Origin of the sequence: Pantoea sp. B65 (genome assembly GCF_047308185.1) — a bacterium.
Taxonomy (GTDB): Bacteria; Pseudomonadota; Gammaproteobacteria; order Enterobacterales; family Enterobacteriaceae; genus Erwinia.
Map to the genome: position 1 here is coordinate 1 of NZ_JAHXPU010000019.1, position 25,740 is coordinate 25,740.

Sequence of the window (25,740 nt, forward strand, 5' to 3'; positions counted from 1 at the left end):
GTGACGCAGATCGCACTATTAGTTAAGACGCTAATAGTAACCAGGGTTATTATCACTTCATCGAAGGCACACAGCCTTCCGCCAAAAACCTGAAAGGATTTTAACCATGAAAATTATCAAAACGCTGTCTGTTGCCGCTGTTACCGCCCTGTCACTGATGTCATTCGCCAGCTTTGCCCAGAGCATCTCCGTCAACTCTTCCACCCTTGAAGGTGCCGAAGCGAAAGTGGCCGCACAGGCTCAGCAGCAGGGTGCGCAGTACAAAATTGTAGAAGCCAACACCAACAACCGTGTACATATGACCGCCGAAATCTATAAATAACGGATGGTTGCAAAAGGAAGTGCCAGAAGAGGCCGCCCACCGGGCGGCCTTTTTTGCGCTGGCCGTTCAGGCTTCGGCAATAGTCTCAGGAAGGGGTTCTTCTGGCCGGCCGCTTTCGTCAATAACGGCTGATTGTTATTCATTTTTTTTGATAAAAATCAGCAAATCAATCGACTTTCAATCATTATTCTGCAGGCTTATCATTTATCACATCGAGGTAACACGCCTCACAATAAATAAAATTTACCGAGGAAATGATCATGAAATCAATCAAAACTTTCGTTGCAGTTTCAGCCCTGTCACTGATGTCTTTCGGCAGCTTCGCCCAGAGTATTACCGCCACCGCGTCGACCCTGGACGCTGCGGAAGCCCACATCGCGGCACAAGCGAAAGATGCCGGCGCGTCTTACAAAATTACCGAAGCTTTCACCGGCAACCAGGTACATATGACGGCAGAACTGACCAGATAAGCAGTAAATAAATTAACTGGCGTGGTGTATCCACAGACAGCCGCTTTCACCACGGATGTGCCCCTCTGCACGTCAGAAGGTAAATACGGTACGGCAACGGCTGTCATCCGCCCCCCAGGCTTCGTTCACTTCGCTTAACGGACGTTGCTGGAATGGAATAGAGAAATCGCTCTGCGCAGCTGCTTGCAAAAGTTCACCGACAGCAGCAATCAGCTCTGCATTGGATACACTGCCCAGACCGCTTCCCATCAGGGTCAGTCCTGATGAGCGAAGCAATTTGCTGTGCAGCGAAATCTCCTGGCCGCTGAGCGCGCCAATTTGCACAAAACGCACCACCTTTTCGCCGCCGGCAACGGCAGCCGTCATAATATTGAGTGCGCTCTGACCCCAGAGATAATCCAGCACCACGTCGATACCCTCAGCCATTAATGCAGGCAGTTCTGCCGGCAATGCATCCAGCGTAAGAGTAATATCCGCACCTTCGGTACGAAGTTTCTCCAGCACCTCACGGTTGCGGCCGGTAGCAATGATTTTCCCTGCGCCAAGGTGACGGGCAATGCGCACTGCCAGGCTACCGGATGTGCCGGTGGCGCCATTAATCAGTACCGTTTCGCCTTTCCGCAAATGCGCGCGACGCGTTAATGCCGCCCAGGATGACATACCTGGATTGGCTATCGCGGCGGCCACCACCGGATCAAGTGTTGCAGGCAGCGGTACGATACTATCGGGAGTGACCTGCGTTCTCTCCGCCATGCTGCCCCAGGGGGAACTAAAAGCCAGGAAGTAGACCGGGTCACCGTTACTGAGATAACCAGCACCATCAATCCCGGTAATAAATGGATATTGTAGCGTTGAGCTGTAGTGAGTTCCTGCAGCGCGCGCTTTGGCCAGCTGGCTTATCGCGGCAGCTTTAACCGTCACCACAATATGGCGTTCATCGGCCTGAGGTTCGCGAAAATCACCGTATACCGGCAGTTCTCCTGCTCCGTAAACCATCGCTGCTTTCATTTTTATCACCTTCTGTTAATGAATAATTAGTGTATAATACACACATTATTCCTGCCTTTGGGTGGCGTCAATGAAAAATATGCAAAATACACATAAAACCACAAACTATGAAGATTTACACGATGCGTTGCTGACTATCGTCGGGACTTTTAATCGCCCGCAACGCGATGAATTAATGATAAAAGGCTCCGGTGTTCATCTTGATCGGGCGCTATTTCCGCTGCTGGTGCTGATCAGCCGCTTTGGCCCAATTGGCGTAGTCGAACTCGCTGACCGGGTAGGCCGTGATTACACCACGGTGAGTCGTCAGGTAGCGAAGCTGGAGGAAACCGGTCTGGCACAGCGGCAGAAAAACGCAAAAGATAAGCGGATTAATGAAGCCGCCATCACAACGGCAGGAAAAGCGATGACCGATAAAATTGACGTGACGCGCAGGCAAATTTATGACGATGTCTTCCGCCAGTGGCAGGCGGATGAGCGTACGGAACTGGAGAGATTACTGAAAAAGTTTATTGCCGATTTCACCGAACTGGAACACAACAAAAAATCCGGCTAAGCATGGCTATCCTGTCCCGTTGCTGACGCAGTGCCGCACAAACAACAACCGAGCTACGCATGTAACGACCATATGGGATGATAACCACCGGGCTTCGGTACGTCAGCCACCCGCCGGCGCGGCGCGATTGCCATTTCATGGAGGTCGTACCGGGGGCCCGGTCGAGTCGTTCAAGCGTTTCACGCAGGTGATAAGCATAGCGTGCGCCGTTCGGGTTGAGCTTCACGTGGCTTCCTGTCCGGTCGAACAACCTGCAGCTAAGCAGAGCTTCGAGTCGCGCAATCTGCCGACTGATGGCCCCTTTCGTCAGGGTCAGTTCCTCTGCCGCCCGGGCAAAATTACCATGCCTGGCGGCAGCTTCAAATGCCAGCAGAGAAGTGTTGCCGGGGAGTTTTCTGCGCCTCTATGCTGCTCTCCGAATACGGAGGCAATTTTCTTCAGTGACTAAATATCACTGAGGGATGAGATAATATCGATTCCGACGGGTAAATACAGCAGATAGCATGATGAAACATCAGTAGCCAGGACTGCCCGGCAGTTATGGCTTATTTATGCACTGGTCAGAGAATGTTTTATCCCGTGGAATGCACTTATACCGATCCCGGGAGCGAAGCTGGCTGGCATGATTTTAGTCCTGAAAAGAGGTATTGATGAACCATCGCTCGTTTGCATCACGCCAGATTGGTGATTTTCTGGTTACCGTCCTGAGTGACGGGAATATGGCCGCCAGCCTGGATCTGTTATCCGGGATTGATACCGCTGAGGCTGGGGAAATACAGCGCGTCGCCGGAATAACTGACCCCGGCCATATCCAGATCAACAGCTATCTTATCCGCGGGCAGGGGCGAACTATTCTGGTTGATTCCGGTACCGGAGGTCTGAACAATGCAGGAGGGTTACTGCGGGAAAATCTTCGCGCAACCGGGATCCAGCCTGAAGACGTCGATACCATTCTTCTGACGCACGGTCACCCTGACCATATCGGCGGGCTGCTCGATGCTGATGGCGGTCCGGTTTATACAGGCGCTGAACTTTATCTCCATCCTCTTGAAGCGAAATACTGGCAGGACGATGACATGTTCAGGCAGGCCAGCGAGCGGAAACAGAGGAATTTTGCCCTGGTCCGCCGCACGCTGGAAGCTTATGCGCAAAGTCTGAACTTCCTCGACGAGAATGAGGTGGTTGGGGGGATTCGTCCGGTATGGCTGCCCGGGCATACGCCAGGCCATACGGGGTTCCGGATTGATTCTGGTGGTAAAAGTCTTCTGATATGGGGAGATATTGTGCATTTTCCGCATATTCAATCAGCGCAGCCGTCCGTCTCGATTGCTTTCGACTGCGACCCGGTGCAGGCAGAAGTCACGCGGAAAAAGATCCTCGAACAGACTGCCAGGGAAAAGCAGCTCGTTGCAGGTATGCACCTCGGCAAAGCGGGATTTGCTTGCGTACAACCCGCTTCCCATGGATACCATATCGTATATTCTGACGACTGCAGGGAATAGCAAGAAAAGGAAAGATGGGATCTTATCGGTTTCGCCGCGGTGATACTGCCAGGCGAAACCGTTAATAAAGTAAGCTTAGCGGCTGACCTCATGTCCAATCAGGCCGCCAATCGCGGCGCCCCCCAGCGTTCCAAAGGTGCTGCCACCGGTTAGCACCGCGCCCCCGACGGCACCGACACCCGCCCCGATCGCGGTGTTTCGGCCGCGATGTGACATACCGCATGCCGAAACAGATAGCGTGACCAGCAAAACAATAGCAACTGTACAGCTTCGTTTTAAAAGCATCAAAAACCCCATTACCATTAATTTTAATGGAATGTAATAGCGTTAAATGTGATTGTTTTTTTAAACGCCAAATCCATAGCATCTGGCAATTTCCTTCGCCGTAAATTTACTGCAGCTGCAAATATTCCACCAGGTAAAAAATCCTATTTTAATGTGGTACTGCTGAGAATATTAAAAAGTTAATCGCGGGCGGTCAGTGAACTGTGTCAGTCACGCAGTAGCGTTCCGCTTCAGCATGCTGATATCATGGCAGATATGCTCGCTGTCCGCGGGCATCGTCGTACACTTGTAGTAGTATCGCGGCGCACAGTTGCGGAATAAGCTGGCTGATAGCGCGGCACGGCGCCACTTTTTTCTCTGCTTTTACATATCAGTGATTAAGTATGTGAACAACAGGAAAAATCATAAAAAAAATAACAACGGCGCAGCAAAATACTGGCGATACATATCTCCAGGTCAACCTCACTCAATTTTTTCCAGTTTAAGAATTCGTCAATGAACAACACACGCAGAGTATCCGGGTGGTTACCCTGTAACCATGGCGACGGGAGATTAAAATATGATTAACTTATTCAGTTTGGGCATCAGTCTGACAACAGCACAATAATCCGCCTGCCTGACCTGACTGCACCTGGCGGCGTCTTATCTCCTGTGCGGTTTTGTGCCGTCAGTCATTGCCATCAGGCGCAGGTAATCGGCTTCTACGATCTCCTCCGACAGGCCAGCGGCACATGCCAGTGCATACCAGACATCTCTGGCAGCGCATGCCCTCTCCATCCACAAGTGCGGATCCGGCTGTCGGGCCCTCACCTGGTCAAGGCAGTCCATTATCATATCCTCGACTGAGAAGGTCAGCTCAGCGTAGCTGAGATTCAAAGTCACTTTTTCGGCCATGATCCACCTCCTGTGTATAACGGGGTGCCGCTGGCCTGAATTATATCGTCCGCATTACCGGTGTTAAGTGACCATTATCACCTCTCGCCGCGGATTTACATTCTGAATCGCCACCGTTTTAACAACACCTCAGCGTCATTTAAGACGGCTTTAAAAAGAGGTGCCCATCAGCGGTAAGCGTGACCCCGAAGAGTGCATGGTCGAAGCGATCAGACAGGCAGTCGATCGCGGCCATTCCGTTTCAAGCGTAGCGACAGGCCTTGATATCACCATACACCGTCTTTACGTCGTTACGGATTGGCATAAAGTCCTATAAACGCCTGTACGCCGGTTGCCACCGCCGATTCCAGCGCCGCGTTTTCCGCAGGCACAGGCTCCAGTCCCCACAATATTCTCTCTACCATCCCCGCCTCACACAACACCTTGAAATGCAATGACACTGTCCGCGTCTCAGCCTGACGTAGCAACCCTTTTTCCATCAGTCCGCTCATAACTTCGTCGATATAGGACAGGGTTTTTTTCGGCCCCTCACCATAAAACAGATGCGCCAGTTCAGGGAAACGTCCCGCTTCGCCTATGATCAGGCGGTTCAGCGCCACAATATCCGGTTTGGTCACCAGTTCCAGATAGGACATGCCCAGATGATGCAGGGTATCGGGCAGCGTCTGACTACAGGCCGGCGCATCCAGTAATCTTTCCACCAATCCTTTTCCCGCCTCGACGACGTACGCCGCAAACAGGGTCTCTTTAGATGAGAAATAGTTATACAACGTCGCCTTGGAACTGGCCGCCTCCGCCGCGATCGATTCCATGGTCACCGCAGCAAACCCATGACTCATAAATAATTTACCAGCAGCCATCACAAACTTTAAACGCCGGTCTTCGGTTTTCTTGCGCATCGTTCTCTTACCTGATCCTGATTCTTATTCCTGAACAGTATCGTACAGATATATTGATCTTTGATCCAGAATATGGCTAAAGTATACGACATCGTTCAGTTATTGAGTGAGTCGATCATGCGATACCCGGCAGACCGCGACACCACGATCTTTCGCCTAATGGTGATCCGCACAGCATGTTGGGGGAGGAAAAAACAGCGGGCTGGGTCGCTTCAACAACGACTGGATGATTAATCGCGATAACTATTGATAAACATCGTAGCAATGGAGAGTAAATGTATGAGCCTGCAATTTCCGGACACTCCCGAGTTCACCGGTCTTTACCAGCCCAGCCGCGTCGAGGCCAGTGTTGTCGATCTTGAGATCGAGGGCACGATCCCTGATGCCATCAAAGGCACCTTTTATCAGGTCGCGCCCGATCCGCATTATCCACCCATGCTCGGCAATGATATCTTTTTCAACGGCGACGGCATCGTCAGCGCCTTCCGTTTCGGGGCTGGTAAAGTCAGCCTGAAACGCCGTTATGTGGAAACCGAACGTTTAAAAGCCCAGCGCCGCGAACATCGTTCCCTGAACGGTATTTATCGCAATGTCTACACCAACGACCCGTTGGCGGCAGACAACAATACCACCGCCAACACCACCGTCATCAAACACAATGGCATCCTGCTGGCGATGAAAGAGGACGCATTGCCCTGGGCGCTAAATCCGGACACGCTGGAAACGCTCGGCGAATGGAACTTCCACGCTCAAATCACCTCAGCAACCTTTACCGCCCATCCTAAAGTGGACCCGAACAACGGCGCGCTGCTCTGTTTCGCCTATGAAGCCAAAGGTGAGGCAACGCCTGACATCGCCTATTTCGAAATCAGCGACGAAGGCAAATTACTGCGGGAGATCTGGTTCCAGGCCCCGTATGCCGCCATGATCCACGACTTCGCCATCACCGAGAATTATGTCATTTTTCCCATTATCCCGCTGACCGCCGATCTCGATCGGATGAAAAACGGCGGACAGCATTTCCAGTGGCAACCAGATTTACCTCAGCTTTTCGGCATTCTGCCGCGCAGCGGAACCGCAGAAGAGATGCAGTGGTATTACGGGCCAGCCGGTGGCTTCCAGGGCCATACCCTCAACGCCTATGAGGAAGGCAATAAAATCTTCGTCGATATGCCGGTGACAAACGGTAATGTGTTCTATTTCTTCCCCCAGGAGGATGGCTATGTCCCGCCGCCAGAAACACTGAAGGCGGCATTGAGGCGCTGGACGTTCGACCTGGATACCAATGATGCGACTGTTGTTCCAAAGTTACTGACCAGCACCCCCTTCCCTTGTGAGTTCCCTCGTTGCGATGAGCGCTATAGCGGCAAACCCTACCGTTATGGCTTTACACTCGCCTACGATCCGCAACTGCCATTCGATACGGCGGCGCTGGGCGCACCGCCATTCCAGTTCTTCAATCAGCTGGCGCGAATCAATGTGGTTACCGGTGACAGCGAGATGTGGTATCCGGGCGACGCGCAGTGTTTTCAGGAGCCGATCTTCATTCCGCGCCATCCCACAGCGCCTGAAGGTGATGGATGGGTCATCAGCGTTATGAATGATCTCAGAACACGAAGTTCCGAGCTGGTGATCCTTGATACTGCACAATGGACAAGCGGACCGATAGCCAAAGTCAAAATACCTTTTCGTTTACGGATGTCTTTACATGGTAACTGGTCAGGAGATTAAACAACGGTAACGATATAACGCGTTGACACCGGTTGTAAGCCGGTGTCATGCCATATTCCGCCTGAGAAACACCATTCCATGGTCTGTTGCACATTGATGAGAAAGTGCGGAAATTTAATTAAACTTATTGAGTGTAAAGGAGAGTTCTGTGAAATATGTGATAACTGGCGTCGATGGAAAACTGGGCGGCCGCGTTGCTGAAAATATGATTAAACATACCGTACCCGGCGACCTGATTTTTACATGCCCTTTCCCGGAACGTATTCCGGCCGACACCCGTGCATATTGGTCACGATTAGGCATTACATTGCGGACTGCCAATTATGATAATCCGGAGCAACTGCTGGCGGCGTTCACCGGTGGTCAGCGCCTGTTTATGGTTTCCGGCGTTCTGATTGGCGAGAAACGCGTGAAGCAACATAAAAATGTCATTGATGCAGCGATAAAAGCACGCCTCGACCACATTACCTACACCTCTTTTCTTGGTGCAACGGACCCTGCCTACGCCCATGTCTATGTTACGCCAGACCATACGGAAACGGAGATTTACCTGCGCGAAAGCGGTATCAATTATAACGTCATGCGGAATAATCTTTATCTGGAAAACTATCTGACGACATCGGTGATGCTGGCGTTATTATCGGGAAATAAGTGGTATACAACGGCAGGAGAAGGAAAAGCCACGTATATTGCTAAAGATGACAGCGCACTGGTCGGTACGTCATTATTACTGGGGAAAGGAGAAGACCGGCAGGCATATAATATTACAGGGCGCGAGTCAGTGTCTCAGAGAGATTTATGTCAACTTATTAGCCAGATTTCAGGCATTTCTATTGAATATTGTCCGGTAGGAAAAGATGCGTTCTTTGAGTATCTTGATTCCATTCATATTCCACGCAATACCGACGAAGATTTTTCTCTGTCTCCGGTACCCTGGTGTGGGAATGATATGGTGACGAATGAGGCCAGTATCGCTGAAGGCCTGATGGATGTGGCATCTGACGACTTCCACATTATTACCGGACAACAGGCGCTTACCGCAAAAGACCTGGTCGAAAAATACAGCTATATCTGGAAGGAAAACGTTCGCCACTGGAAAGACATTCTTTAATATTCTCGTGCGAGGAGGAAATGCGCAGCGGATGTAACTGTTTAATTTTTAATGCAGAAAAACATTACCCGCAGCATTATCCTGATACGCAATGTAATAAGAGCCACCGGCCCGCATCAATGGGTAGTGGCTGTCGATTCGGGAAGCACATCTCCCGAATCATGACAGTATGTATCTAATGAATTCAGGTAGCAGGTACAGGCTGCACAGTAGTAGATATGTGTGTACAGAACCAGGCAAGATTAGATATCTTATCTCATGACGACCATCTTCCCCGTGGAGCACCTTATGCCGGATTACTGTTTTTTCAAAAAGGGTAATAACACCGCTGTGCTGGAAAAATCAGACGCAGGAGGAGCATCTCTGCTGACCGGCCAGGGCTATCAAAAACAATTTGAAGAGGTAAGCGCACCGAATGCAAAAGGCGCGCTTGCCCGTTTTGCTGACATACGAAAAGAAGAACAGAAAACTGAATATGCCTTCGCCACAGGGGCTGCATTCATCGCACTCATCGTAGGACTGATTGCAGCAGTGGACTTTTTGTTTTTAAAATAACACTCCCGGCTTGTTGTATATGCCATAACATCCTGTATGAGTGCTGTCCCGGACTCGCAGGAGGTTATGGTCACCAGACACATACCTGAAAAATAAATTTGGCAATATCGATACCAACAACTCTGATCTTGTTAATTTAATGTTACTCCCGGAGTAATACAGTCAGTAGAAGTATGGCACTGACTACCTTAGAGAGCACCAGGTTGGTGGTTGCAAAATTTCATCCGTAATGTCAAGGAAAGTTATCTTAGCAACTGATTATTAATAAATGAAATAAATCCCATGGAAGATGGGTCGTGGTTAAGCACTACATTTAATGATGTTGACAGCCAGCTTATTTAATTCAGTTCCTCACTGAAAATTAAAATATTTTTTAGCAAAAATTTTAGTTTTTATTTTAAATAGCAGTATTAAAAATTTCAGGACATCATCGTTCGAAAATACCAGGTCATCCCTGACCCGGAATCTCAGTAGCAGCAAAGAAACTGCTTAACGCGTGCGCTACTGTTTTCACCGAAAAATATCTCCGGCGGCTCATTAGCCTGAATAATACCGCCTTCCATAAAAATGACCCGGTCAGCCACTTCGCGTGCAAAACGCAGTTCGTGAGTGACAACGATCATCGTCATTCCTGCACGCGCAAGATCACGCATGACCGTCAGGACTTCATCACGGAGTTCAGGATCAAGCGCTGAAGTCGGTTCATCAAAGAAAATTACCTCAGGATCCATCGATAAGCCCCGGGCAATGGCCACTCGCTGTTTTTGTCCGCCCGAGAGTTTAGACGGATAGCTTCCCGCTTTCTCAGAAAGTCCGACCTGTTTCAGCAAAGCCATACCGCGCTCACGAGCCAGATTTTTATTGACCTTTTTGACGCTGATCAGTCCCTCAATAACATTTTCCAACGCCGTTTTATGCGGGAATAAATTAAAAGACTGAAAGACCATCGCTGTTTTCTGACGCAGCTGAGTAATCTCGTGTCGATCTGTACGTGTTAGAGCGCTTCCTGCCTGAATGGCGATGCGGTGCCCGCAGATTTCCAGCGTGCCGCTGTCAGGTTGTTCCAGGAAATTCAGCGATCGTAGCAACGTTGTTTTCCCGGAACCTGATGGCCCTAAAACCACCACGACTTCTCCCGCCTTAACCTTCAGGTCGACCTGTTTCAATACCACCTGATCTTCGAATGATTTTGCCAGAGCGCTGACCGCGACTTTGATTATTTCAGTGCTCATCGCATATGCCTCGTCAGATGGCCTTCCAGCCACGTTTGCAGAATGGTCAGGACCTGATTAATCATCCAGTAGATAAAGCCCACCATCAGGAACATTTCCATATAGCGGAAGGTGGTCGCACCTACCTGCTCAGCCACACGGGTCAACTCCATCACCGTAACCGTGGAGGCCAGTGACGTATCCTTCATCAGCGCAATTAAACGGCTGCCCAGCGGTGGCAAGGCGATGCGGAATGCCTGTGGCAGAATGATGCGTTTCAGGCTGGTCCAGTAGCCCATACCCATCGACATGCAGGCTTCCCATTGCCCTTTGTCCACACTATTGATGCCAGAGCGAAAATTCTCGCTCAGGTAAGACGCGGAGAACAGGGTCAGGGATGTCAGTGCTGCCGGTACCGGATCCATGGTGATACCTAACCTCGGTAGCCCGAAATAGATGAGCAGGATCTGCACCAGCAACGGCGTGCCCCGGAAAATCGAAACATAGGTGAAAGCCAGCATACGCAATACTCTGAGTGTGGAGTTGCGCATCAGCGCAACTCCCATCCCGAGCAGGCTACCGAGGATAAAAGCACTGATGCCCAGTCCCAGCGTCATCACAATCGCTTGCTTTAACAGCGGTAAGGAGCGCAGAAATAGTTCATACATTACTTAACCTCAGCTTTGGCTTTCTCGATATCTGCCGTCATCTGATAATCCGGCCCGATATACTTCTGAGACAACTTCATGACGGTACCATCGGCAATCATTTCCTGAATCGCTTTATCAATCGCGTCTTTCAGGCTGCTGTGCCCTTTTGGCATCGCGGCGGCGGACAGCTGGAAAGTAAGTGGCTGACCAACGGCTTTAATTGGCAGATTATTGGCTTTACGGTACTTTTCGCCGCCAAAGAACGAGGAGATAACCACATCAATACGACCGGTTGCCAGATCGTTAAATACCAGACCACCGTTTTCGTAGCCCAGAATTTTGGACTGTTTCAGGTGCTCCAGCGACCAGGATTCATTCGTGGTTCCCGTGGTGGCACCCACCTTCTTACCGGCGAGATCGGCCTGTTCGTGAATGTCTTTATTGCTATCAAGCACGAAGATACGGAACTCTTCGACACCGTAAGGAGCAGAGAAATCCACCTGCTTTTCACGTTCTGCCGTTGGGGTAAGGTCGTTCATCACCAGATCGTATTTACCGGTTTTCAGCCCTTCCACAAAATTTTTAAAGGTATCTGCCACAAAGGTAATGTGATGAATACCAATACGTTTCGCAATCTCCTTTGCCATTGCCACGTCATAACCATCCGGCTGGTTCTGATCGTTAATAAAGCTCCACGGTGGGCTTGCCTGCGTATTGGCAATTCGAATCTCACCCTTCGCGCGCAGTTCGGCCAGCGTATTGTCCGCAGCACTGGCTCTCATCGCGTTCAGTGAGAGAACGGCACCCAGTGCCAGAGACATAAAACGGAGTTGCGTTTTCATTGTTATACCCTTGTCATCTTGTGGTGTGAAAAACTAACCTGCCGACTGCTGCCAGGCTTCAAGCGCCTGCTGTAAATCGGCAATCAGTAAATCCGCATCTTCCAGACCGATAGAGATGCGAATAATAGCTTCCTGGGTTGGAGTAAAGGCTCTGGCCTGCTGCTGGCTTGCCGGATAGTAGGCGATGAGACTGTGCGTACCGCCCCAGCTTGCACCGATTGGAAAATGCTGTAAGGCATTAAAGAATGCACTAATCGCACCTTCAGCAGCCGGTTTAAAAATGAATGAGAACAGGCAACCGTTACCACTGAACTGCTGCTTCCAGATGGCATGGCCCGGATCGCTTTCCAGTACCGGGAACAGAACCTGTTCAATTTGCGGCTGCTCTGCCAGCCAGGCGGCGACTTCGCGGGTGCTTGCACTCTGATGCTGGAGACGTAGGGCAAACGTATCAAGCCCACGCAGTACCAGGAAGCAATCTTCCGGGCTGGTGTTTTGCCCCAGAATGCTCTGGGTTTCACGCAGGATGGCGTAATCATCGGCGTCATTGAGACTGATCGTTCCCATTAACAAATCTGAGTGACCGCCAAACATTTTTGTCGCCGCTTCGATAGAGAGGTCAATCCCCTGATCCAACGGACGATAATAGAGTGGGCTAGCCCAGGTATTATCCATCATGGTTTTCACACCATATTTTTTAGCCGTTGCGACAATAGCTGCCACATCCTGCATTTCCATGGTGACCGTACCCGGCGCTTCCAGACAAATCATTCGGGTGTTCGGACGGATCAGTGCTTCAATACCCGCATCAATAGTGGGCGGATAAAACTCAACCTCAACCCCCATCTGGCTCAGCCATTTACGGGCAAAGGTTTTCAGCGCGCCGTAGCAGGAGTCGGAAATCAACAGATGATCCCCACCCCGGACAAAAGCCATCACCGCCGTCATCAGTGCCGCCTGCCCTGATGGCAACACGACGCAATGTCTGGCATTTTCCAGCTCAGCCACACGACGTTCCAACTGTCTGGAGGTCGGTGTACCGGTGATACCGTAGCTGTAACCGTCAGGCTGGCGGGATTTACGATTAATGAAATCTTCAAAGTTATCAAAAACCACGGTCGAAGCACGCCATACGGCAGGTGAAAGACTGGCAAATGATTGATTGGCAGGGTCTTTAAATTGCATTTTATAATTTCCACTGGTGTTGGTGCTTACATTCGATTCTACGGCGGGTTAGGATTACATCAATACGTATATTTATTTACCCTATAAGCACAGGTTATAAGGTGTCTATGTACCGTGAAATTGAGATATTCCGCGCCGTGATGTTGACCGGCAGCACCAGTCGCGCGGCAGAGAAGCTGGAAATCTCCCAGCCTGCGGTGAGCCAGGCAATTCGGAAACTGGAAGATAACGCCGGACTGAAGCTCTTCGCGAGAGTTCGCGGACGCCTCCATCCCACTCAGGAAGCGAGTGCATTGATGGTGGATGTCGATGAGCATTTTATCGGCATGGAAGCCATTGCTCACCGGCTGCGATCGCTCAGTGAACTGGGGCTTGGCAGACTGACCATTGCCGCCTATCCCGCGCTGGGGAACCTGTTTCTGCCAAGGGCAATTGCCAGCTTCGATATTGCGAAGCGCAATATTCAAATCTCATTAAAAGTATTGAGCTCGCGGGATGTCTACCAGCAGGTCATGGCCGGTCAGGTCGATTTTGGCCTGATGGCCGATGAGATACCCACCTCAGGTCTTGAGCACTCTCCGTTCTTTCGTGCCGAAGGTGTGGTCGTAATGCCAAAATTACATCCGCTTGCCCGGCATAACATCATTCATCCGCACGACCTGGCTGAGGTGGATTTTCTCGCGCTCAGTCCTGAAGACGCCAGCCGACAACAGCTGGACAGCCTGATGCATCATCTCAACATCCCTCTTGCGATACGGGTCGAAACGCCCTATTCATTGAGTATCTGTGAAATGGCCCGTCAGGGAATTGGTGTGGGGTTGGTGAATCCAATTGTTGCCTTTGACTTTATGCATCAGGACCTGGTGATTAGACCATTCAGTAGTGCGGTTAATTTCTCAGGTTTATTAATTTTCAGACCGGGAAAACCTTTGTCGGAAAACGCCAAAGCATTTATGCGGACGTTGCGTATTCAGCTGGATAAAGATTTAAGAATGATGCGTGAGAGGATGTAGATTGCGGATGAAATGTATTTCTGCATAAGGCATTTATAACCATACGATGCGGTTTTAATGCATAAACAGTGTATTTTACTAAATAACCTTTTAACATTTTCACAAAAAATAGTTAAACTTGCCGACAATATGACACCCATACACTGGAATGCCTGACTTGCTCACACTGTATCGCCTGTCTCAATGCCGGATACCAGCCCTGATTGCCCTGATGGCAATCCTGATGCTGTTTATCGCTCCAGAGATTTCGAAAACTCTGGAACACCGGCGCATGCAGTCTGACGGCGAGGTAATGACAGAGCCTTCCTCTGAAGCGATGGACGGGATGGATATGGCGATGATGCCGATGGATCATGCCATGGACCACCCGATGGCCAACGCAGATCACCAAGTCATGGCTGAACAGTCCGATGAAAGTACTGCGAAAACCGCTTCGCATTTGATGAATGGCGGCATGGGTATGATGGACGATTTCGCCTGTGGTTACTGTCAGCTTCTGGCGCATTTCCCCGTGCTGGCATGGGTATTAATCCCACTCATCTCTCTGCTGCTACTGAGTTCCCGAGCCTCTCCTTCTCTTCTTTCCTCTGTAACACCCGTCACTTTCTTTCCCGGCATATCTCAACCAAGAGCGCCGCCTGCGTTTTAATCTTTAATTCCAGTAAAACTAAATGCTTATTTTCGAATTATTTCGAAGTAAAGCCATTAAAAATTCAAATGTGCTCTGCGCAGAGCTAGTCACGCCTTAAATAAACTAATAAAAAATATCACCATCGAAATTATTTGCGCAGGTATGAATGATTAATGACTCTGCAACATGATGTTGCAGGGGAGTTTTATCTATTTCGTAAGGAATTAAGAATGGCACATCGTGTATTGCGCCTGTCCCTTTTCGGCGCGTCACTTGTAGTGAGCTGCAATACTGTAGCCAGTGAAACAGAAGATTCTGTTCGTGCTGAAATCATGGAGGATCAGCCGGTAATTACGGTCACAGCGCCGGAGTTGTCACCTCTGACGGTCGTCAACAACCTGACAACGACACGTCAGCCAGTTCCGGCCAGTGACGCTTCTGATTACCTGAAAACCATTCCCGGATTTTCGCAAATTCGTAATGGCGGTACCAATGGCGATCCCGTTTTTCGCGGCATGTTTGGCTCCCGGCTGCGCATTTTGACCAATAACAGCGAGTTGCTGGGCGCCTGCCCTGCGCGTATGGATGCACCAAGACAATGATCGAGCTGGTCGCGGATTTCAGCAAGAAAGCTGATGCACTTGCGGCAAGTTCAAACCTGCGCAGCTGATCGGATGACTGAAGCAAACAGGGTAATCCCGTATTAAAGAAAAGTGTTGAACCACGTACCTGGCAATTTCGTCAGGACATTTTCAAGTAAGGATAAATCATATGTTACAACGTCTGAAAAACGTCATCGTCGCAACCAGCTTTCTGGCTGCACTCATCGTTTCGCAGCAGGCTTTTGCTCATGCTCATCTCGCCAGCGCAACCCCCGCTGATAAAGCAACTATCAGTGAGTCACCCAAAATGCTGACACTCACCTTTACCGAGGGTGTGGAACCAAAATTCAGCGGTGTCATGCTGATGGGGGCCGATGGCAGCATGGTGCACACCGGTAAATTTACCGTCGACAGTGCTGACAACAAAGTGGTCAATGTACCGCTGACCGCCCCTTTGAAAACCGGCAGCTATCGGGTTGACTGGCATGTACTCTCTGTTGATGGTCACAAAACCAAAGGCAGCTACAATTTTACGCTTAAATAAGCCTGAGCCCGGGCAGTCAACAACTGAATGCCCGGGTTACTGCATGAATGCAGCAGGCAGCGTATGAACTTCTACTGAAAAGACTGGAATGGCAATGTCATCTATCTCTATACATCACCCAACATCACGTAGTGCGGTTATAAATCTTTTACGTCGCCTGCATTTTTATATCGGCCTGTTTGTGGCCCCGTTTATTTTCGTTGCGGCACTGACCGGAACGATTTACGTCCTTACGCCGCAAATTGAGAACGTCCTGTACGCGGATGCACTCACTGTTCAGCCACAAGGAGTCGCGAAACCGCTGTCTGAACAAATCAACGCCGCGCGCCTTTATGCTGGCGAAACGATGAAAGTTTATGCCGTTCGTCCTGCCCCCGGTGCGTCAGATACCACGCGAGTACAATTCGCCGATCCTAATCTTGGCCCTTCTGAATCCCGCTCAGTTTTTATCGATCCTTATACACTACAGGTAAGGGGCGATATGACAGTTTACGGTACATCAGGCGTCCTGCCGTTAAGAATGTGGCTGGATCAATTGCACCAGGGATTGCTGCTTGGCGATGTGGGTCGTAACTACAGCGAACTCGCGGCTTCCTGGCTCTGGGTCGCAGCATTAGGCGGCGTGGTGCTATGGCTGAGCACTCGTCCTCGTCGCAAGGCCAACAAGGTCAGTGGAAAATTAGCGATCACCCGTCACTGGCATGTGACTCTGGGACTTATTCTGGTCGCCGGGCTGGTGTTCTTTTCGGTCACTGGCCTTACATGGTCACAGTGGGCTGGGAATAATATCGATAAAATGCGCAGCGATCTGGGCTGGCTGACCCCACAGGTGAATACCGTACTGAATGGTACAGCTCCAGACGTGCCAACAGATCCCCATGCCGAACATAAAGGTGCGATGGACGGCATGAATATGTCCGGCATGACAATGCCTGCGATGGCCTCATCCCCGCGAAAGGCGGCAACGATCAACTACCCAAATGCTGACTGGGACAGCGTACTGAATTCGGCCAGGTCAGCCGGAATCAGTGCAACGAAAATTGAGCTGCGCCAACCTAAAGCAGCCGATAAAGCCTGGACAGTAACGGAAGTGGACCGCAGCTGGCCGACCCAGGTTGACGCAGTTTCCGTCAACCCCAATGACTTCAGCATTGTAGATCACATCTGGTTCGATAAATTCCCGCTTGTTGCCAAACTGACCCGCTGGGGCGTCGATGCACATATGGGCGTGCTCTTCGGCCTGCCTAACCAGCTGATACTGGCCGCGTTTGGTCTGGGGCTGTGCATGATGATTGTATTGGGATATCGCATGTGGTGGATACGTCGTCCGAAGTTAGCTGAAACTCACTCCGCGCGGACGTTGCTTGCTGCCTGGCTGACAATGCCTACCGCAGGTAAGTTAATCGCGGCTGTGGTCGCTCTGGCATTAGGCTACGCACTTCCCGTGATGGGAATCAGCCTGTTGGCATTCCTGCTTATTGATATTTTGCGTTGGAAACGTCAGGGAAATCGCCATGTTATTGATGCCCGTCTCACTACGGAAAGTGTGAATATTTCCCTGCGAACAAGAAAAACCAGGCAGTTTATAACGGCAGTCGTAGTCGTCCTGCTGATTATTCTGGCAATAATGACTAAAGCGATGATTGGGGGAGCAATTGATGAATACCATATTCCCCTGAACCACTGGTCAGCGGAGATGTTGGTAACTCAGATTTTTATGATTGTGGTTTATTCATCTGTATTTACAGGGCTGCTGTCTGTTCCACTGTGGTACTGGTTTTTGGGTGAGGAAGAACTGTAAGTAGCGCGCATAATCGAGCCATTCACTTTCAGAGATCTTCCGGCATACTGATTATGTCCGCTGAGGAGATCGCCATGCGTAAAGCCCGATTCACCGAACCACACCAGCATGCACTGAATGACTTTTTAAGGGATGGTTTACAGCAGACTATTAAGATAGGAAACAGTCAGTTACGCACCGACACGGAAGGATACGGACGAAAAAAGAGTCACCCTGAGGTGACTCTTTTCTGAAGCAATGGTGCCGGGGTGGGAGTTGGCTACTCATTTTTATTTCGGTGCTCCCGGTATAACTGTTACTATGTGACCAGACTCTGAGTTAGTAATAACACGTATGTTGTTCACTGGATCATAATAGCCAGTGGTGCATGGATTTGTCGGGTATGTATTCCCTGTTTTGATCGTGTTTTCCACTGCTGATGGAGGAATTCCTCTCCCCCTGCATACGATCATAAGCACAGCTTCTGATATGGGTTCCCAGTTCAGGCCTCTGCCGATAAAGCACCGGCGTTTCACCTATCAGCAGGCATTGCTGGTACAGCTCTTCAATGAAATCAGCCGCTCTTACAGGATTATCCTGCGCGATATCGTCACCGATGGCTTCGATATCCTGTTCTGCCAGTGGCGATACGCTCAGCTTCATGCTTTTTAGTCACCTTCAGCCATACGGTGATACTTACGTGACAGACGACCGAATACTTCTTCGGCATCCCTGCCTTCACCGCTGTTAATTACTGCGCTGACCGCTTTTTGTCACGCTTCAAGCTTCAGCTGTTGCTCCCGTTCCTCAAGCGCACGCAGTCCGGCACGGATCACCTCGCTGGTGTTGTTGTAGCGTCCGCAATCGATTTGCTCACGGATAAATGCTTCGAAGTAGGGGCTTAAGGCTACACTGGTTGGCATGATGATTTCTCCGCCTCGATGACTATCAGTTATTATCTGTTAGTATTTCAGCGTCGTATTTTATCATCAACTGCTTATTTATTCGGCTACCGGTGTTCTGCCCCTCCCCCTTATACCGCGGGTTATGTCCCGGAACACCGGAAGTTCACGACGTCACCGGCCATCATTCTGAAGGGGGCACTGGGGTTTGAGACCGGACAGATGATCATCCGGCTGCGAGAGCTGGTTCATAAAGTAAAATCCCGGCTCGGTGGCCGGGATTCCTTTATACAGCTATCTGATTTATCTTTAAAATATCATTCTTCCGGTCATTGTTTATATCCTGAGGTTCCAGCCGGTTTATAAGATGCTTTATTTTGATAAACGTCTTTTTATGACCCTGCAACTCATCACCTTTTATTGTCGCCAGGGCTGCTATAAGTTCGCCATCATAAAGATCACCAGCGAGGGGATCTTCAGCCAGAACAGCTAATATTCCTGGCATCAGCTGATCAACACATATTTTTTGTCGCACAGCACGGCAGAGATCCTCTACTGCCATGCCTTCAACCGGGACATCAAGAACACTTTCGAACCATGCCTCAAGAGAAGACTGCTGACCTGGATCTTTCGTTGTATTAATATTTCCTACCAATTTGCGGAAGGTAATCATATTCCATACCCTTTCAGCGCTGATTCAATTTTGTTTATGGCATCAGTTGCCCTGCCCTATGCAGCTTGAGCCTCAGGATTATTTACGTTTTTCAGCGTTTCAGCATGATTTTTTAACCCTCTGCGGGTATTTTGCATTTCCTGCATATGATCCCAATAACCACCGCTTTCTTTAGGTACAGGATTTCCATCCATATCCTTAAGCGTGCCGGTTATATCATGATTTTTCAGGACATTTTTTATCGTGTGATCAATTTTTGTGGCGGTTCAGTAATTCGGTCTCCACTACACCCCTGCCAATACTGCCGGGTCACCTGTCCGCCAAACATTATCAACTGTTACCCGACATATGAACCAGCCATCTTGATGTTTTAAAAGCTCAACGTCATAACGATTTTTCATCAGATAGTGGCGTGAGGAATCTGATTCAGGTAAGTGCTGCGCTTCCACTATCGCCTCCAGATATGCTTTATCTCCATCGATTGTTACACGTGGGTTCGTCACTGAATGAGTGGTGATAATCGGCCTTAGCGAATTCAGCAATGCTTCAGCTATCACCTCTTTACCTTCTAAGACAGGATATTCAAAACCCGCTTTAGCCCCGGCAGGTCGGAAGTCAGACACAGCATCTTCAGTAAATGCCGATTTGATTAACTCCTTGTCTTTGAGATCAATTCCCGCCGCATAGCGGTACAGCGAATCGACGATAGCAAGCTGGTTTGCAACATTTTCAGTGAGTGATACTGACATAATTTACTCCTTACGATTGGAGTGCCTGATGGTATACTGTGGATACCTGGTGTCAATCAGGCACTTTTTTTCACCCAGGTATACGGAGGTAAACTAAATGTCAGTGGACACCAGGCAGCACAGCCCGGCGCATTCATCCGGCCTTTCTTGCGGGGACAAGGCTTCAGGTCGGTTGTTGCTGGATCAAATAACCGATAAGTGGTCTGTTTCCATCCTTTTCGCTCTTTGTAGCAAACCATTACGCTTTAACGAGATAAAACGAAGCATGGACGGTATTACTCAGAAGTCACTGACTCAGTGCTTACGTCGTCTTGAACGCAACGGTATAATTTCCCGTCGCGTCATTCCCTCGTCACAGATTGCAGTTGAATACAGCATTACTCCTTTAGGGCGCACTCTCGAAGCGCCTTTTCAGGCATTATTCAACTGGACCATTGAGCACAGTTCAGACGTGACGCTGGCTCAGGCCACGTTTGATGCGAGAGCGGCTGAATAGATCCGGCTATCTACGCTTCACCTTAGTCGCGGGCAATTCAAAGGGAGAGTTTTTTCACATCAGCAGACGGCGGTAACCCAAACTGTCTTGCATACTCACGGCTGAACTGGGTATGACTTTGATAGCCTACCGATAGCGCGACAGTCATAATGTTTTCGCCCGAGGTGGCGAGCTTGAGCCGGGCCTGCATCAGGCGGATTTGTTTCTGGTACTGCATTGGGCTCAGGGCCGTAATGGCACGGAAGTGGCGGTGAAAGGCGGACACGCTCAGCGCTGCCATTTCAGCCAGTTCCTCCACACGTATGGCTTGTGTGTAATTCTTCTTAATCCAGTTAATCACCGTGTAGATCCGTGCAAGATGCGTATCAGGCGTAGCGATATCCCGCAACATCCAGCCGAGCGGTCCCTGCAGTACACGAAAAAGAATTTCCCGTTCATACGCGGGAGCCAGAGCGGCAATTTCATCCGGCGTTCTGATAAGGCTAAGCATCCTCAGCCATGCATCCAGTAATTGCTGCGTCACTGGCGCAACTGAAAATCCTGAATGATAGAGAGAAGCAGCGTCAGCCCTGGGAAGACTGTCCAGCAGATCGGCAATAATTTCTGGTTTGGGCGTCAGGCTGACAGCAAGATAAGGTGCATTCGTGACGACATCGGGAAATACATTACCCACTGCGGGTAAGTCTACTGACATCACAAAGTAAGTCGCAGGATTATAGTGCAAGGTCCTGCCACCGACAGTCATACTCTTTGAACCCGTTAGGATCAGGTTAATCATCGGTTCATAAACAGCAGAAAGCCTGTGCTCAGGAATTTCTCCCTGCACCATTGCTACCCGGGGAATTCCCGTCTCTGTCCGCTGGTTTCCGGCTCCGGAAGCCAGCTCTCGAAGTTCGCGTAATTTATTTTCCATCAGCGATTGATAACACGCCTCTGTTACCAACAACAACATAAAAGCAGAATCGGGCAACAATCAAAGAGGATCGCATAAGCCAGCGCCAATCCTGGTGCGTAACCTGTGTAGCGTATTCTTTCACTTACAGGAGCAATCATGAAACACGTTCTGATTACCGGTGGTAGCCGGGGAATAGGTGCCAGTACCGCGATAGAGTGTGCCCGGCGTGGGTTTGGCGTCATTCTGACGTGGAACAGCCAGGCTGATGCAGCAGAATCCGTTGTTGATCGCATTAAAGTGAGAGGCGGTAAAGCCATTGCAATGAAGCTGGATGTTGGTGATGTTGGCGGTTTTGATCTATTCCGAACTGCGCTTGAGCAGGAGATGAAAATACAATGGAATGCGGCAGGACTTGATGGCCTCGTTAACAACGCCGGTTACGGACTATTTAATCCAATTGAAACCGTAACTGAGGCGCAATTTGATGGCTTGATGAACGTGCATCTCAAAGGGCCATTCTTTTTGACTCAGAAGCTGCTGCCTTTGCTGCGTAAGGATTCCAGCATTGTGAATCTGACAAGCGCCACCACGCGTGTCGCCACCGCTGGAGTAGCGCCTTACGCAGCGTTTAAAGGCGGTCTTGAAGTCCTTACTCGCTATATGGCGAAGGAGTTTGGCGGACGCGGGATTAGAGTGAACTCAGTATCGCCTGGCCCCATCCGCACTGAACTTGGCGGTGGGCTCAATGACGAATTTGAATCTCTGCTTGCTTCACAAACGGCGCTGGGACGGGTAGGTGAGCCCCATGAAGTGGCCCGCGTGATTGCCTCTTTGCTAACGGACGATGGTGGCTGGATCAATGCGCAGTCAATTGAAGTCGCTGGCGGCTATAACATCTGATAGAGGAACACACTATGCTCGATCATATCTTTATTTCGGTCAGCGATCCTGAACGCTCAATTGCTTTTTATGAGCGCGTTCTGCCCCTTCTCGGCATCGTAAACCGCCATGACTATGACGGTGAACAGGGGCCATCCGGACACCCGGACCTGAAAGGATTTGGTGCAAATGGCCGGATATTTTTCTGGCTCAGGCAGGGAACCGTTTGCCCTGATGCTGTTCACGTAGGTTTCAGCGCAGAATCGGAAGCCATGGTCAACGCGGCTCATGCTGAAGCACTCGCTGCGGGTGCAACCGAAATTCACCCTCCCGGTGCGCAACGGCATTATGACCCCCGTTACTACGCGGCGCAGGTCAGAGACCCCGACGGTTACCACCTTGAATTTGTTTACAAAAGCTGGCAACACAATGGTTAACCAATACACCCGAACTTGCTGAACTAAGCTGGGCAGCTAATGCACTAAGTGCATTAGCACACAGGATAAATATGAAAACTCTGATGATTTATGGCGCAACCGGTTACACCGGCAGCATGATTGTTCAACACGCATTAGCTTCAGGTATTCCGGTTATTATTGCAGGGCGTAATGAAGAAAAACTGGCCGCTATGGCTAATGAGCTGAGCTTACCTTTTCGGGTCTTCACACTGGCAGAGCCATCTGTCGTTGATCAGGCGCTGGCAGATGTTACGGTGCTGCTCAACTGCGCGGGGCCTTTTTTGCACACAGCCGACGTTTTGATAAAAGCAGCAATACGCAATCAAGTGCATTACCTTGATGTGGCCGCCGAACATGACAGTTACAGGCTGGCTGAAACCTATGAAAGGGAAGCCACCGCTGCGGGCGTAATGCTGCTACCGGGGTGTGGAGGGACTGTAGCGATGCTGGGCTGCCTCGCGGCTCATGCCGCAGATCGGGTAAAGGATCCCAGAAGCATTTCGCTGGCCCTGAACGTGACCGGGTCCATGTCACGAGGTTCTGCGATAAGCGCGACGGAGAATCTATCGCCGGAATGTCTGGTAAGACTTAATGGGCAATTGATACAGCAGGACCCCAATGAACTGAGGTCATTCGATTTTGGCAAAGGCGCACGCAAATGTTTTCCCGTAACCCTGCCGGACCTGGTTACTGTCTGGAGAGCAACGGGCATTCCTGACATCGCTACGTTTGTGCATATTACCGGGACTGGCTTTCCCCGGGGGGATTTATCCACTATACCCGATGGCCCATCAGCACAGGAACGCGAAGAGAATCGCTATCAGGCTGCTGCCGAAGTGGTGAGTGCTGAGGGTAAGACAGTGCGAATGCTGCTAGACACAGTCAACGGTTACAGCTTCACTGCCCTGGCTGCAACGGAGGCAGCACGAAGGGTACTGGCCGGACTCGCACGCCCAGGTTTCCAGACGCCTGCAGAATTGTTTGGTAAAGGGTTCGCAGAAACCATAGCGGACACCTCAATCACCGAGGCATAGATCACAAACCTGAGCCGTAATGGCTCAGGCCAAATCCATATCTAAAAAATAACCGAAGAGCCATATTAGATACGAATGAGTTTCATTACCTTATCAGGGGATTACAGTTATTCTCAGACCAATAAGGTACGTTCTTCGCTGTGAGTTCAACCGATGGATGCAACACACTTATTGAACCGCTCTGCGGGTGATTCATAGTCTAGCGTTTTACTCTTTCAGCATGCTCTTCTGACCAGGTACGGTTACTGACCAGCCAGACCAGGGCAACAGATTTGAAGGTATGTTGGGGGACAGCACCTCGCTTTTCTTCCCTGCGTTGTTCTGCCGGGTTGCTCCCCTTATCCAGAGTTGCTCGTACCTGCAACTGCAGCTCTCTGGCGTCGCGTAAGGTAATCGACGGATAAGCACCTGGTGCTATCCTGTTCTCTTTACTGTCGTACCGGAATTTCTGATACCAGAGTTTTGAACCTGACGGACTAATAAGCAGGTAAAGGCCATGGCCGTCACTCAGCTTGTAAGCCTTGCTACGCGGGGCTGCTTTACGAATGGCGAGGTCTGTCAGGGGCATTTTGGGGGTCACATCTCAACCTTACTGGCCTGACCCCCAATTTGACCCCCAAATGACGCGGATTTCAACGTCCGGAAGCACCCCAGTATGCACTGAATGACTTTTGTTGAGGGATGGTTTACAGCAGACTATTAAGATAGGAAACAGTCACTTACACACCGCCACGGAAGGATGCGGACGAAAAAAAAGTCACCCTGAGGTGACTCTTTTCTGAAACAATGGTGCCGGGGCGGGACTTGAATCACGAAATAACCAGATGATTTTAATCATATTATTTCTGGCTGTTTATCAAAAAGCCCCCGTTCCGGCCCCGGGTTGTGCACCTTTACAAGAATCCATACGCGCCACCGGTTACCGGCGAAGCTGCCTCAGTTCATCTTCCGTCAGCCCTGTCATTTTCATGATATTACGGCTATCCAGACCTTCTGAAAGCATTTTACGGGCAACTTCCATAATTCCTTCCTTAATGCCTTCCTTGCGACCTTTCTCCAGACCTTTCTGCTCAAGCTTTTCTGCAGCCGTCATCATCAGTTCCTCATGTTGGCCCGTGCGCTCTGCCAGGGCACGCATAAATGATTGCGGATCAGCCGTTTCACCCACCTGCAGCATATAGTTCACCGCCGCAATCAGCTGTTCTCTTGTAGTGTAACCACTGTTTATCAGCGTTGCCAGCGGCTGCAGCATCAGCATCAGATCGCGCTGGCGGCAGTGTTTCTGCAGGTATTCCAGCAGCGCCATGCTCCGGTGCGTCAGGATCTCCCGGTCAGGGATCACCGTGATATCCACCAGCGGGAAATCACTGCCGTAAACGCGGGCCGCCCGTTCAGGATCGCCGAAAGCCTGCAGCCAGTTCATGGAGTACGGATAGGGGCTTGTCGCGCCGTGATAAAACAGTACCGGGATCACCAGCGGCAGACGCTCATGCCCGGCATCAAGATGACGCTGCATCGCGGCAATCGCGTAACGCATCAGCCGGAAGGTCATATTTTTGTCTGGTGAACTCTGATGCTCAATCAGGCAGTAGACATAGCCTTCCCCGCTGTCGGTCTGCAGTGAATACAGCACATCCGAGTAGAACGCCCGTAAATCCTCCTCAATAAAACTGCATGGCTCCAGATGCAGGGTGTCGAGTTTGCAGCCCTGCAACAGTGCCGGTGGCAGATGGATTTGCAGGAAATCCCTGGCGGTGTCAGGGGAAGTGAGAAACTGTTTGAATACCGCATCATGCGGTGTGGAAGTGGTCCCCATTCCGTGGCTCCTGTCATCCGGGTTGACATGCGCGGACTCTATCACTT

At 50.3% G+C, this 25,740-nt stretch carries 29 protein-coding genes and 5 pseudogenes; 17 read left to right on the plus strand and 17 right to left on the minus strand.

Going from position 1 to position 25,740, the window contains the following annotated elements; all coding sequences use genetic code 11:
• The first annotated feature begins 106 nt into the window (after positions 1-106).
• Together JWF83_RS08670 and JWF83_RS08675 are read left to right on the plus strand one after the other, a co-directional pair.
• The gene (locus tag JWF83_RS08670) at positions 107-322 is read left to right on the plus strand and encodes a YdgH/BhsA/McbA-like domain containing protein (RefSeq protein WP_413649810.1); all 216 of its coding nucleotides are present in this window, start codon (positions 107-109) and stop codon (positions 320-322) included.
• A gap of 260 nt (positions 323-582) precedes the next feature.
• On the plus strand, positions 583-792 hold the full coding sequence (locus JWF83_RS08675) for a YdgH/BhsA/McbA-like domain containing protein (protein ID WP_413649811.1): 210 nt from the start codon (positions 583-585) through the stop codon (positions 790-792).
• 72 nt (positions 793-864) lie between these two features.
• Here JWF83_RS08675 and JWF83_RS08680 read toward each other — a convergent pair whose 3' ends face one another.
• The gene (locus JWF83_RS08680; protein ID WP_413649812.1) at positions 865-1,800 is read right to left on the minus strand and encodes a quinone oxidoreductase family protein; all 936 of its coding nucleotides are present in this window, start codon (positions 1,798-1,800) and stop codon (positions 865-867) included.
• Between the two features lie 70 nt (positions 1,801-1,870).
• On the opposite strand from JWF83_RS08680, the gene JWF83_RS08685 reads away from it, so the two are divergent.
• A complete protein-coding gene (locus tag JWF83_RS08685) occupies positions 1,871-2,356 on the plus strand; it encodes a MarR family winged helix-turn-helix transcriptional regulator (protein ID WP_413649813.1) in 486 nt (161 codons plus the stop codon).
• A gap of 157 nt (positions 2,357-2,513) precedes the next feature.
• Here JWF83_RS08685 and JWF83_RS08690 read toward each other — a convergent pair.
• Positions 2,514-2,729 (minus strand): annotated as a pseudogene (locus JWF83_RS08690) (LysR family transcriptional regulator); the annotation flags it as partial.
• 277 nt (positions 2,730-3,006) lie between these two features.
• Here JWF83_RS08690 and JWF83_RS08695 point away from each other — a divergent pair.
• Positions 3,007-3,858, plus strand: coding sequence for an MBL fold metallo-hydrolase (locus tag JWF83_RS08695; RefSeq protein WP_413649814.1), 852 nt, complete (start codon positions 3,007-3,009; stop codon positions 3,856-3,858).
• 75 nt (positions 3,859-3,933) lie between these two features.
• On the opposite strand, the gene JWF83_RS08700 is transcribed toward JWF83_RS08695, so the two are convergent.
• Positions 3,934-4,143: a glycine zipper 2TM domain-containing protein gene (locus tag JWF83_RS08700; RefSeq protein WP_026111828.1), complete on the minus strand. Its 210-nt coding sequence runs from the start codon at positions 4,141-4,143 to the stop codon at positions 3,934-3,936.
• A 642-nt stretch (positions 4,144-4,785) separates the two neighbouring features.
• Positions 4,786-5,037, minus strand: a complete 252-nt coding sequence (locus JWF83_RS08705) for a hypothetical protein (RefSeq protein WP_413649815.1) — start codon at positions 5,035-5,037, stop codon at positions 4,786-4,788.
• Positions 5,038-5,203: 166 nt separating this feature from the next.
• Here JWF83_RS08705 and JWF83_RS08710 point away from each other — a divergent pair.
• Positions 5,204-5,323, plus strand: a pseudogene (locus JWF83_RS08710) (IS3 family transposase); the annotation flags it as partial.
• Between the two features lie 4 nt (positions 5,324-5,327).
• Here JWF83_RS08710 and JWF83_RS08715 read toward each other — a convergent pair.
• Positions 5,328-5,936, minus strand: a complete 609-nt coding sequence (locus JWF83_RS08715) for a TetR/AcrR family transcriptional regulator (RefSeq protein ID WP_413649816.1) — start codon at positions 5,934-5,936, stop codon at positions 5,328-5,330.
• Between the two features lie 279 nt (positions 5,937-6,215).
• Here JWF83_RS08715 and JWF83_RS08720 point away from each other — a divergent pair, with 279 nt between their 5' ends.
• The 3 genes from JWF83_RS08720 to JWF83_RS08730 all read left to right on the plus strand — a co-directional run bounded on the left by JWF83_RS08720 (position 6,216) and on the right by JWF83_RS08730 (position 9,333).
• Complete coding sequence (locus tag JWF83_RS08720) at positions 6,216-7,667, plus strand: carotenoid oxygenase family protein (protein WP_413649817.1); 1,452 nt, start codon at positions 6,216-6,218, stop codon at positions 7,665-7,667.
• A 148-nt stretch (positions 7,668-7,815) separates the two neighbouring features.
• Positions 7,816-8,778, plus strand: coding sequence for an NmrA family NAD(P)-binding protein (locus tag JWF83_RS08725; RefSeq protein WP_413649818.1), 963 nt, complete (start codon positions 7,816-7,818; stop codon positions 8,776-8,778).
• A 288-nt stretch (positions 8,779-9,066) separates the two neighbouring features.
• Positions 9,067-9,333 carry a hypothetical protein gene (locus tag JWF83_RS08730; protein ID WP_413649819.1) on the plus strand — a complete coding sequence of 89 codons (267 nt, stop codon included), beginning with the start codon at positions 9,067-9,069 and terminating at the stop codon, positions 9,331-9,333.
• 467 nt (positions 9,334-9,800) lie between these two features.
• Here the strand turns inward: JWF83_RS08730 and JWF83_RS08735 are convergent, their stop codons facing one another.
• Genes JWF83_RS08735 through metC form a run of 4 tightly spaced genes read right to left on the minus strand, consistent with a single transcriptional unit; the run spans position 9,801 to position 13,221 of the window.
• Positions 9,801-10,553: an amino acid ABC transporter ATP-binding protein gene (locus JWF83_RS08735; protein WP_413649835.1), complete on the minus strand. Its 753-nt coding sequence runs from the start codon at positions 10,551-10,553 to the stop codon at positions 9,801-9,803.
• An 8-nt stretch (positions 10,554-10,561) separates the two neighbouring features.
• Positions 10,562-11,212, minus strand: coding sequence for an amino acid ABC transporter permease (locus tag JWF83_RS08740; RefSeq protein ID WP_413649820.1), 651 nt, complete (start codon positions 11,210-11,212; stop codon positions 10,562-10,564).
• On the minus strand, positions 11,212-12,036 hold the full coding sequence (locus tag JWF83_RS08745) for a transporter substrate-binding domain-containing protein (RefSeq protein ID WP_413649821.1): 825 nt from the start codon (positions 12,034-12,036) through the stop codon (positions 11,212-11,214). The genes JWF83_RS08740 and JWF83_RS08745 overlap by 1 nt, the downstream gene beginning before the upstream one ends.
• Positions 12,037-12,069: 33 nt before the next feature.
• The gene (gene metC / locus JWF83_RS08750) at positions 12,070-13,221 is read right to left on the minus strand and encodes a cystathionine beta-lyase (RefSeq protein ID WP_413649822.1); all 1,152 of its coding nucleotides are present in this window, start codon (positions 13,219-13,221) and stop codon (positions 12,070-12,072) included.
• 107 nt (positions 13,222-13,328) lie between these two features.
• On the opposite strand from metC, the gene JWF83_RS08755 reads away from it, so the two are divergent.
• The 5 genes and pseudogenes from JWF83_RS08755 (at position 13,329) to JWF83_RS08775 (ending at position 17,812) form a co-directional block, all read left to right on the plus strand.
• A complete protein-coding gene (locus tag JWF83_RS08755) occupies positions 13,329-14,234 on the plus strand; it encodes a LysR substrate-binding domain-containing protein (RefSeq protein ID WP_413649823.1) in 906 nt (301 codons plus the stop codon).
• Between the two features lie 148 nt (positions 14,235-14,382).
• Entirely contained in the window at positions 14,383-14,883 is a 501-nt protein-coding gene (locus JWF83_RS08760; protein WP_413649824.1) for a DUF2946 domain-containing protein, read from the plus strand.
• A gap of 212 nt (positions 14,884-15,095) precedes the next feature.
• Positions 15,096-15,458: pseudogene (locus tag JWF83_RS08765) on the plus strand (TonB-dependent copper receptor); the annotation flags it as partial.
• Between the two features lie 178 nt (positions 15,459-15,636).
• Positions 15,637-16,011, plus strand: coding sequence for a copper homeostasis periplasmic binding protein CopC (gene copC, locus JWF83_RS08770; protein ID WP_413649825.1), 375 nt, complete (start codon positions 15,637-15,639; stop codon positions 16,009-16,011).
• A 94-nt stretch (positions 16,012-16,105) separates the two neighbouring features.
• Complete coding sequence (locus JWF83_RS08775; RefSeq protein WP_413649826.1) at positions 16,106-17,812, plus strand: DUF2534 family protein; 1,707 nt, start codon at positions 16,106-16,108, stop codon at positions 17,810-17,812.
• A 348-nt stretch (positions 17,813-18,160) separates the two neighbouring features.
• Here the strand turns inward: JWF83_RS08775 and JWF83_RS08780 are convergent, their stop codons facing one another.
• The 5 genes and pseudogenes from JWF83_RS08780 to JWF83_RS08800 all read right to left on the minus strand — a co-directional run bounded on the left by JWF83_RS08780 (position 18,161) and on the right by JWF83_RS08800 (position 20,115).
• A complete protein-coding gene (locus JWF83_RS08780; protein ID WP_413649827.1) occupies positions 18,161-18,454 on the minus strand; it encodes a type II toxin-antitoxin system RelE/ParE family toxin in 294 nt (97 codons plus the stop codon).
• A gap of 5 nt (positions 18,455-18,459) precedes the next feature.
• Positions 18,460-18,714, minus strand: a pseudogene (locus tag JWF83_RS08785) (type II toxin-antitoxin system ParD family antitoxin).
• Between the two features lie 265 nt (positions 18,715-18,979).
• Positions 18,980-19,366, minus strand: a complete 387-nt coding sequence (locus tag JWF83_RS08790; protein ID WP_413649828.1) for a contact-dependent growth inhibition system immunity protein — start codon at positions 19,364-19,366, stop codon at positions 18,980-18,982.
• A 56-nt stretch (positions 19,367-19,422) separates the two neighbouring features.
• Positions 19,423-19,623 (minus strand): annotated as a pseudogene (locus JWF83_RS08795) (ShlA/HecA/FhaA protein); the annotation flags it as partial.
• Positions 19,624-19,650: 27 nt separating this feature from the next.
• Positions 19,651-20,115, minus strand: a complete 465-nt coding sequence (locus tag JWF83_RS08800) for a nuclear transport factor 2 family protein (protein WP_413649829.1) — start codon at positions 20,113-20,115, stop codon at positions 19,651-19,653.
• 97 nt (positions 20,116-20,212) lie between these two features.
• On the opposite strand from JWF83_RS08800, the gene JWF83_RS08805 reads away from it, so the two are divergent.
• Complete coding sequence (locus tag JWF83_RS08805; RefSeq protein ID WP_413649830.1) at positions 20,213-20,611, plus strand: winged helix-turn-helix transcriptional regulator; 399 nt, start codon at positions 20,213-20,215, stop codon at positions 20,609-20,611.
• Positions 20,612-20,648: 37 nt separating this feature from the next.
• Here the strand turns inward: JWF83_RS08805 and JWF83_RS08810 are convergent, their stop codons facing one another.
• Positions 20,649-21,524, minus strand: coding sequence for an AraC family transcriptional regulator N-terminal domain-containing protein (locus JWF83_RS08810; RefSeq protein ID WP_413649836.1), 876 nt, complete (start codon positions 21,522-21,524; stop codon positions 20,649-20,651).
• A gap of 138 nt (positions 21,525-21,662) precedes the next feature.
• Between JWF83_RS08810 and JWF83_RS08815 the strand changes: the two genes are divergently transcribed.
• The 3 genes from JWF83_RS08815 (at position 21,663) to JWF83_RS08825 (ending at position 23,877) form a co-directional block, all read left to right on the plus strand.
• Complete coding sequence (locus JWF83_RS08815; protein ID WP_413649831.1) at positions 21,663-22,406, plus strand: SDR family NAD(P)-dependent oxidoreductase; 744 nt, start codon at positions 21,663-21,665, stop codon at positions 22,404-22,406.
• 14 nt (positions 22,407-22,420) lie between these two features.
• Entirely contained in the window at positions 22,421-22,822 is a 402-nt protein-coding gene (locus tag JWF83_RS08820; RefSeq protein ID WP_413649832.1) for a VOC family protein, read from the plus strand.
• A 71-nt stretch (positions 22,823-22,893) separates the two neighbouring features.
• Positions 22,894-23,877 carry a saccharopine dehydrogenase family protein gene (locus JWF83_RS08825; RefSeq protein ID WP_413649833.1) on the plus strand — a complete coding sequence of 328 codons (984 nt, stop codon included), beginning with the start codon at positions 22,894-22,896 and terminating at the stop codon, positions 23,875-23,877.
• Between the two features lie 199 nt (positions 23,878-24,076).
• On the opposite strand, the gene JWF83_RS08830 is transcribed toward JWF83_RS08825, so the two are convergent.
• A complete protein-coding gene (locus tag JWF83_RS08830; RefSeq protein WP_413649834.1) occupies positions 24,077-24,457 on the minus strand; it encodes an Arm DNA-binding domain-containing protein in 381 nt (126 codons plus the stop codon).
• A 339-nt stretch (positions 24,458-24,796) separates the two neighbouring features.
• Positions 24,797-25,693, minus strand: a complete 897-nt coding sequence (locus JWF83_RS08835) for an Rpn family recombination-promoting nuclease/putative transposase (RefSeq protein ID WP_413649837.1) — start codon at positions 25,691-25,693, stop codon at positions 24,797-24,799.
• Between the last annotated feature and the right edge of the window lie 47 nt (positions 25,694-25,740).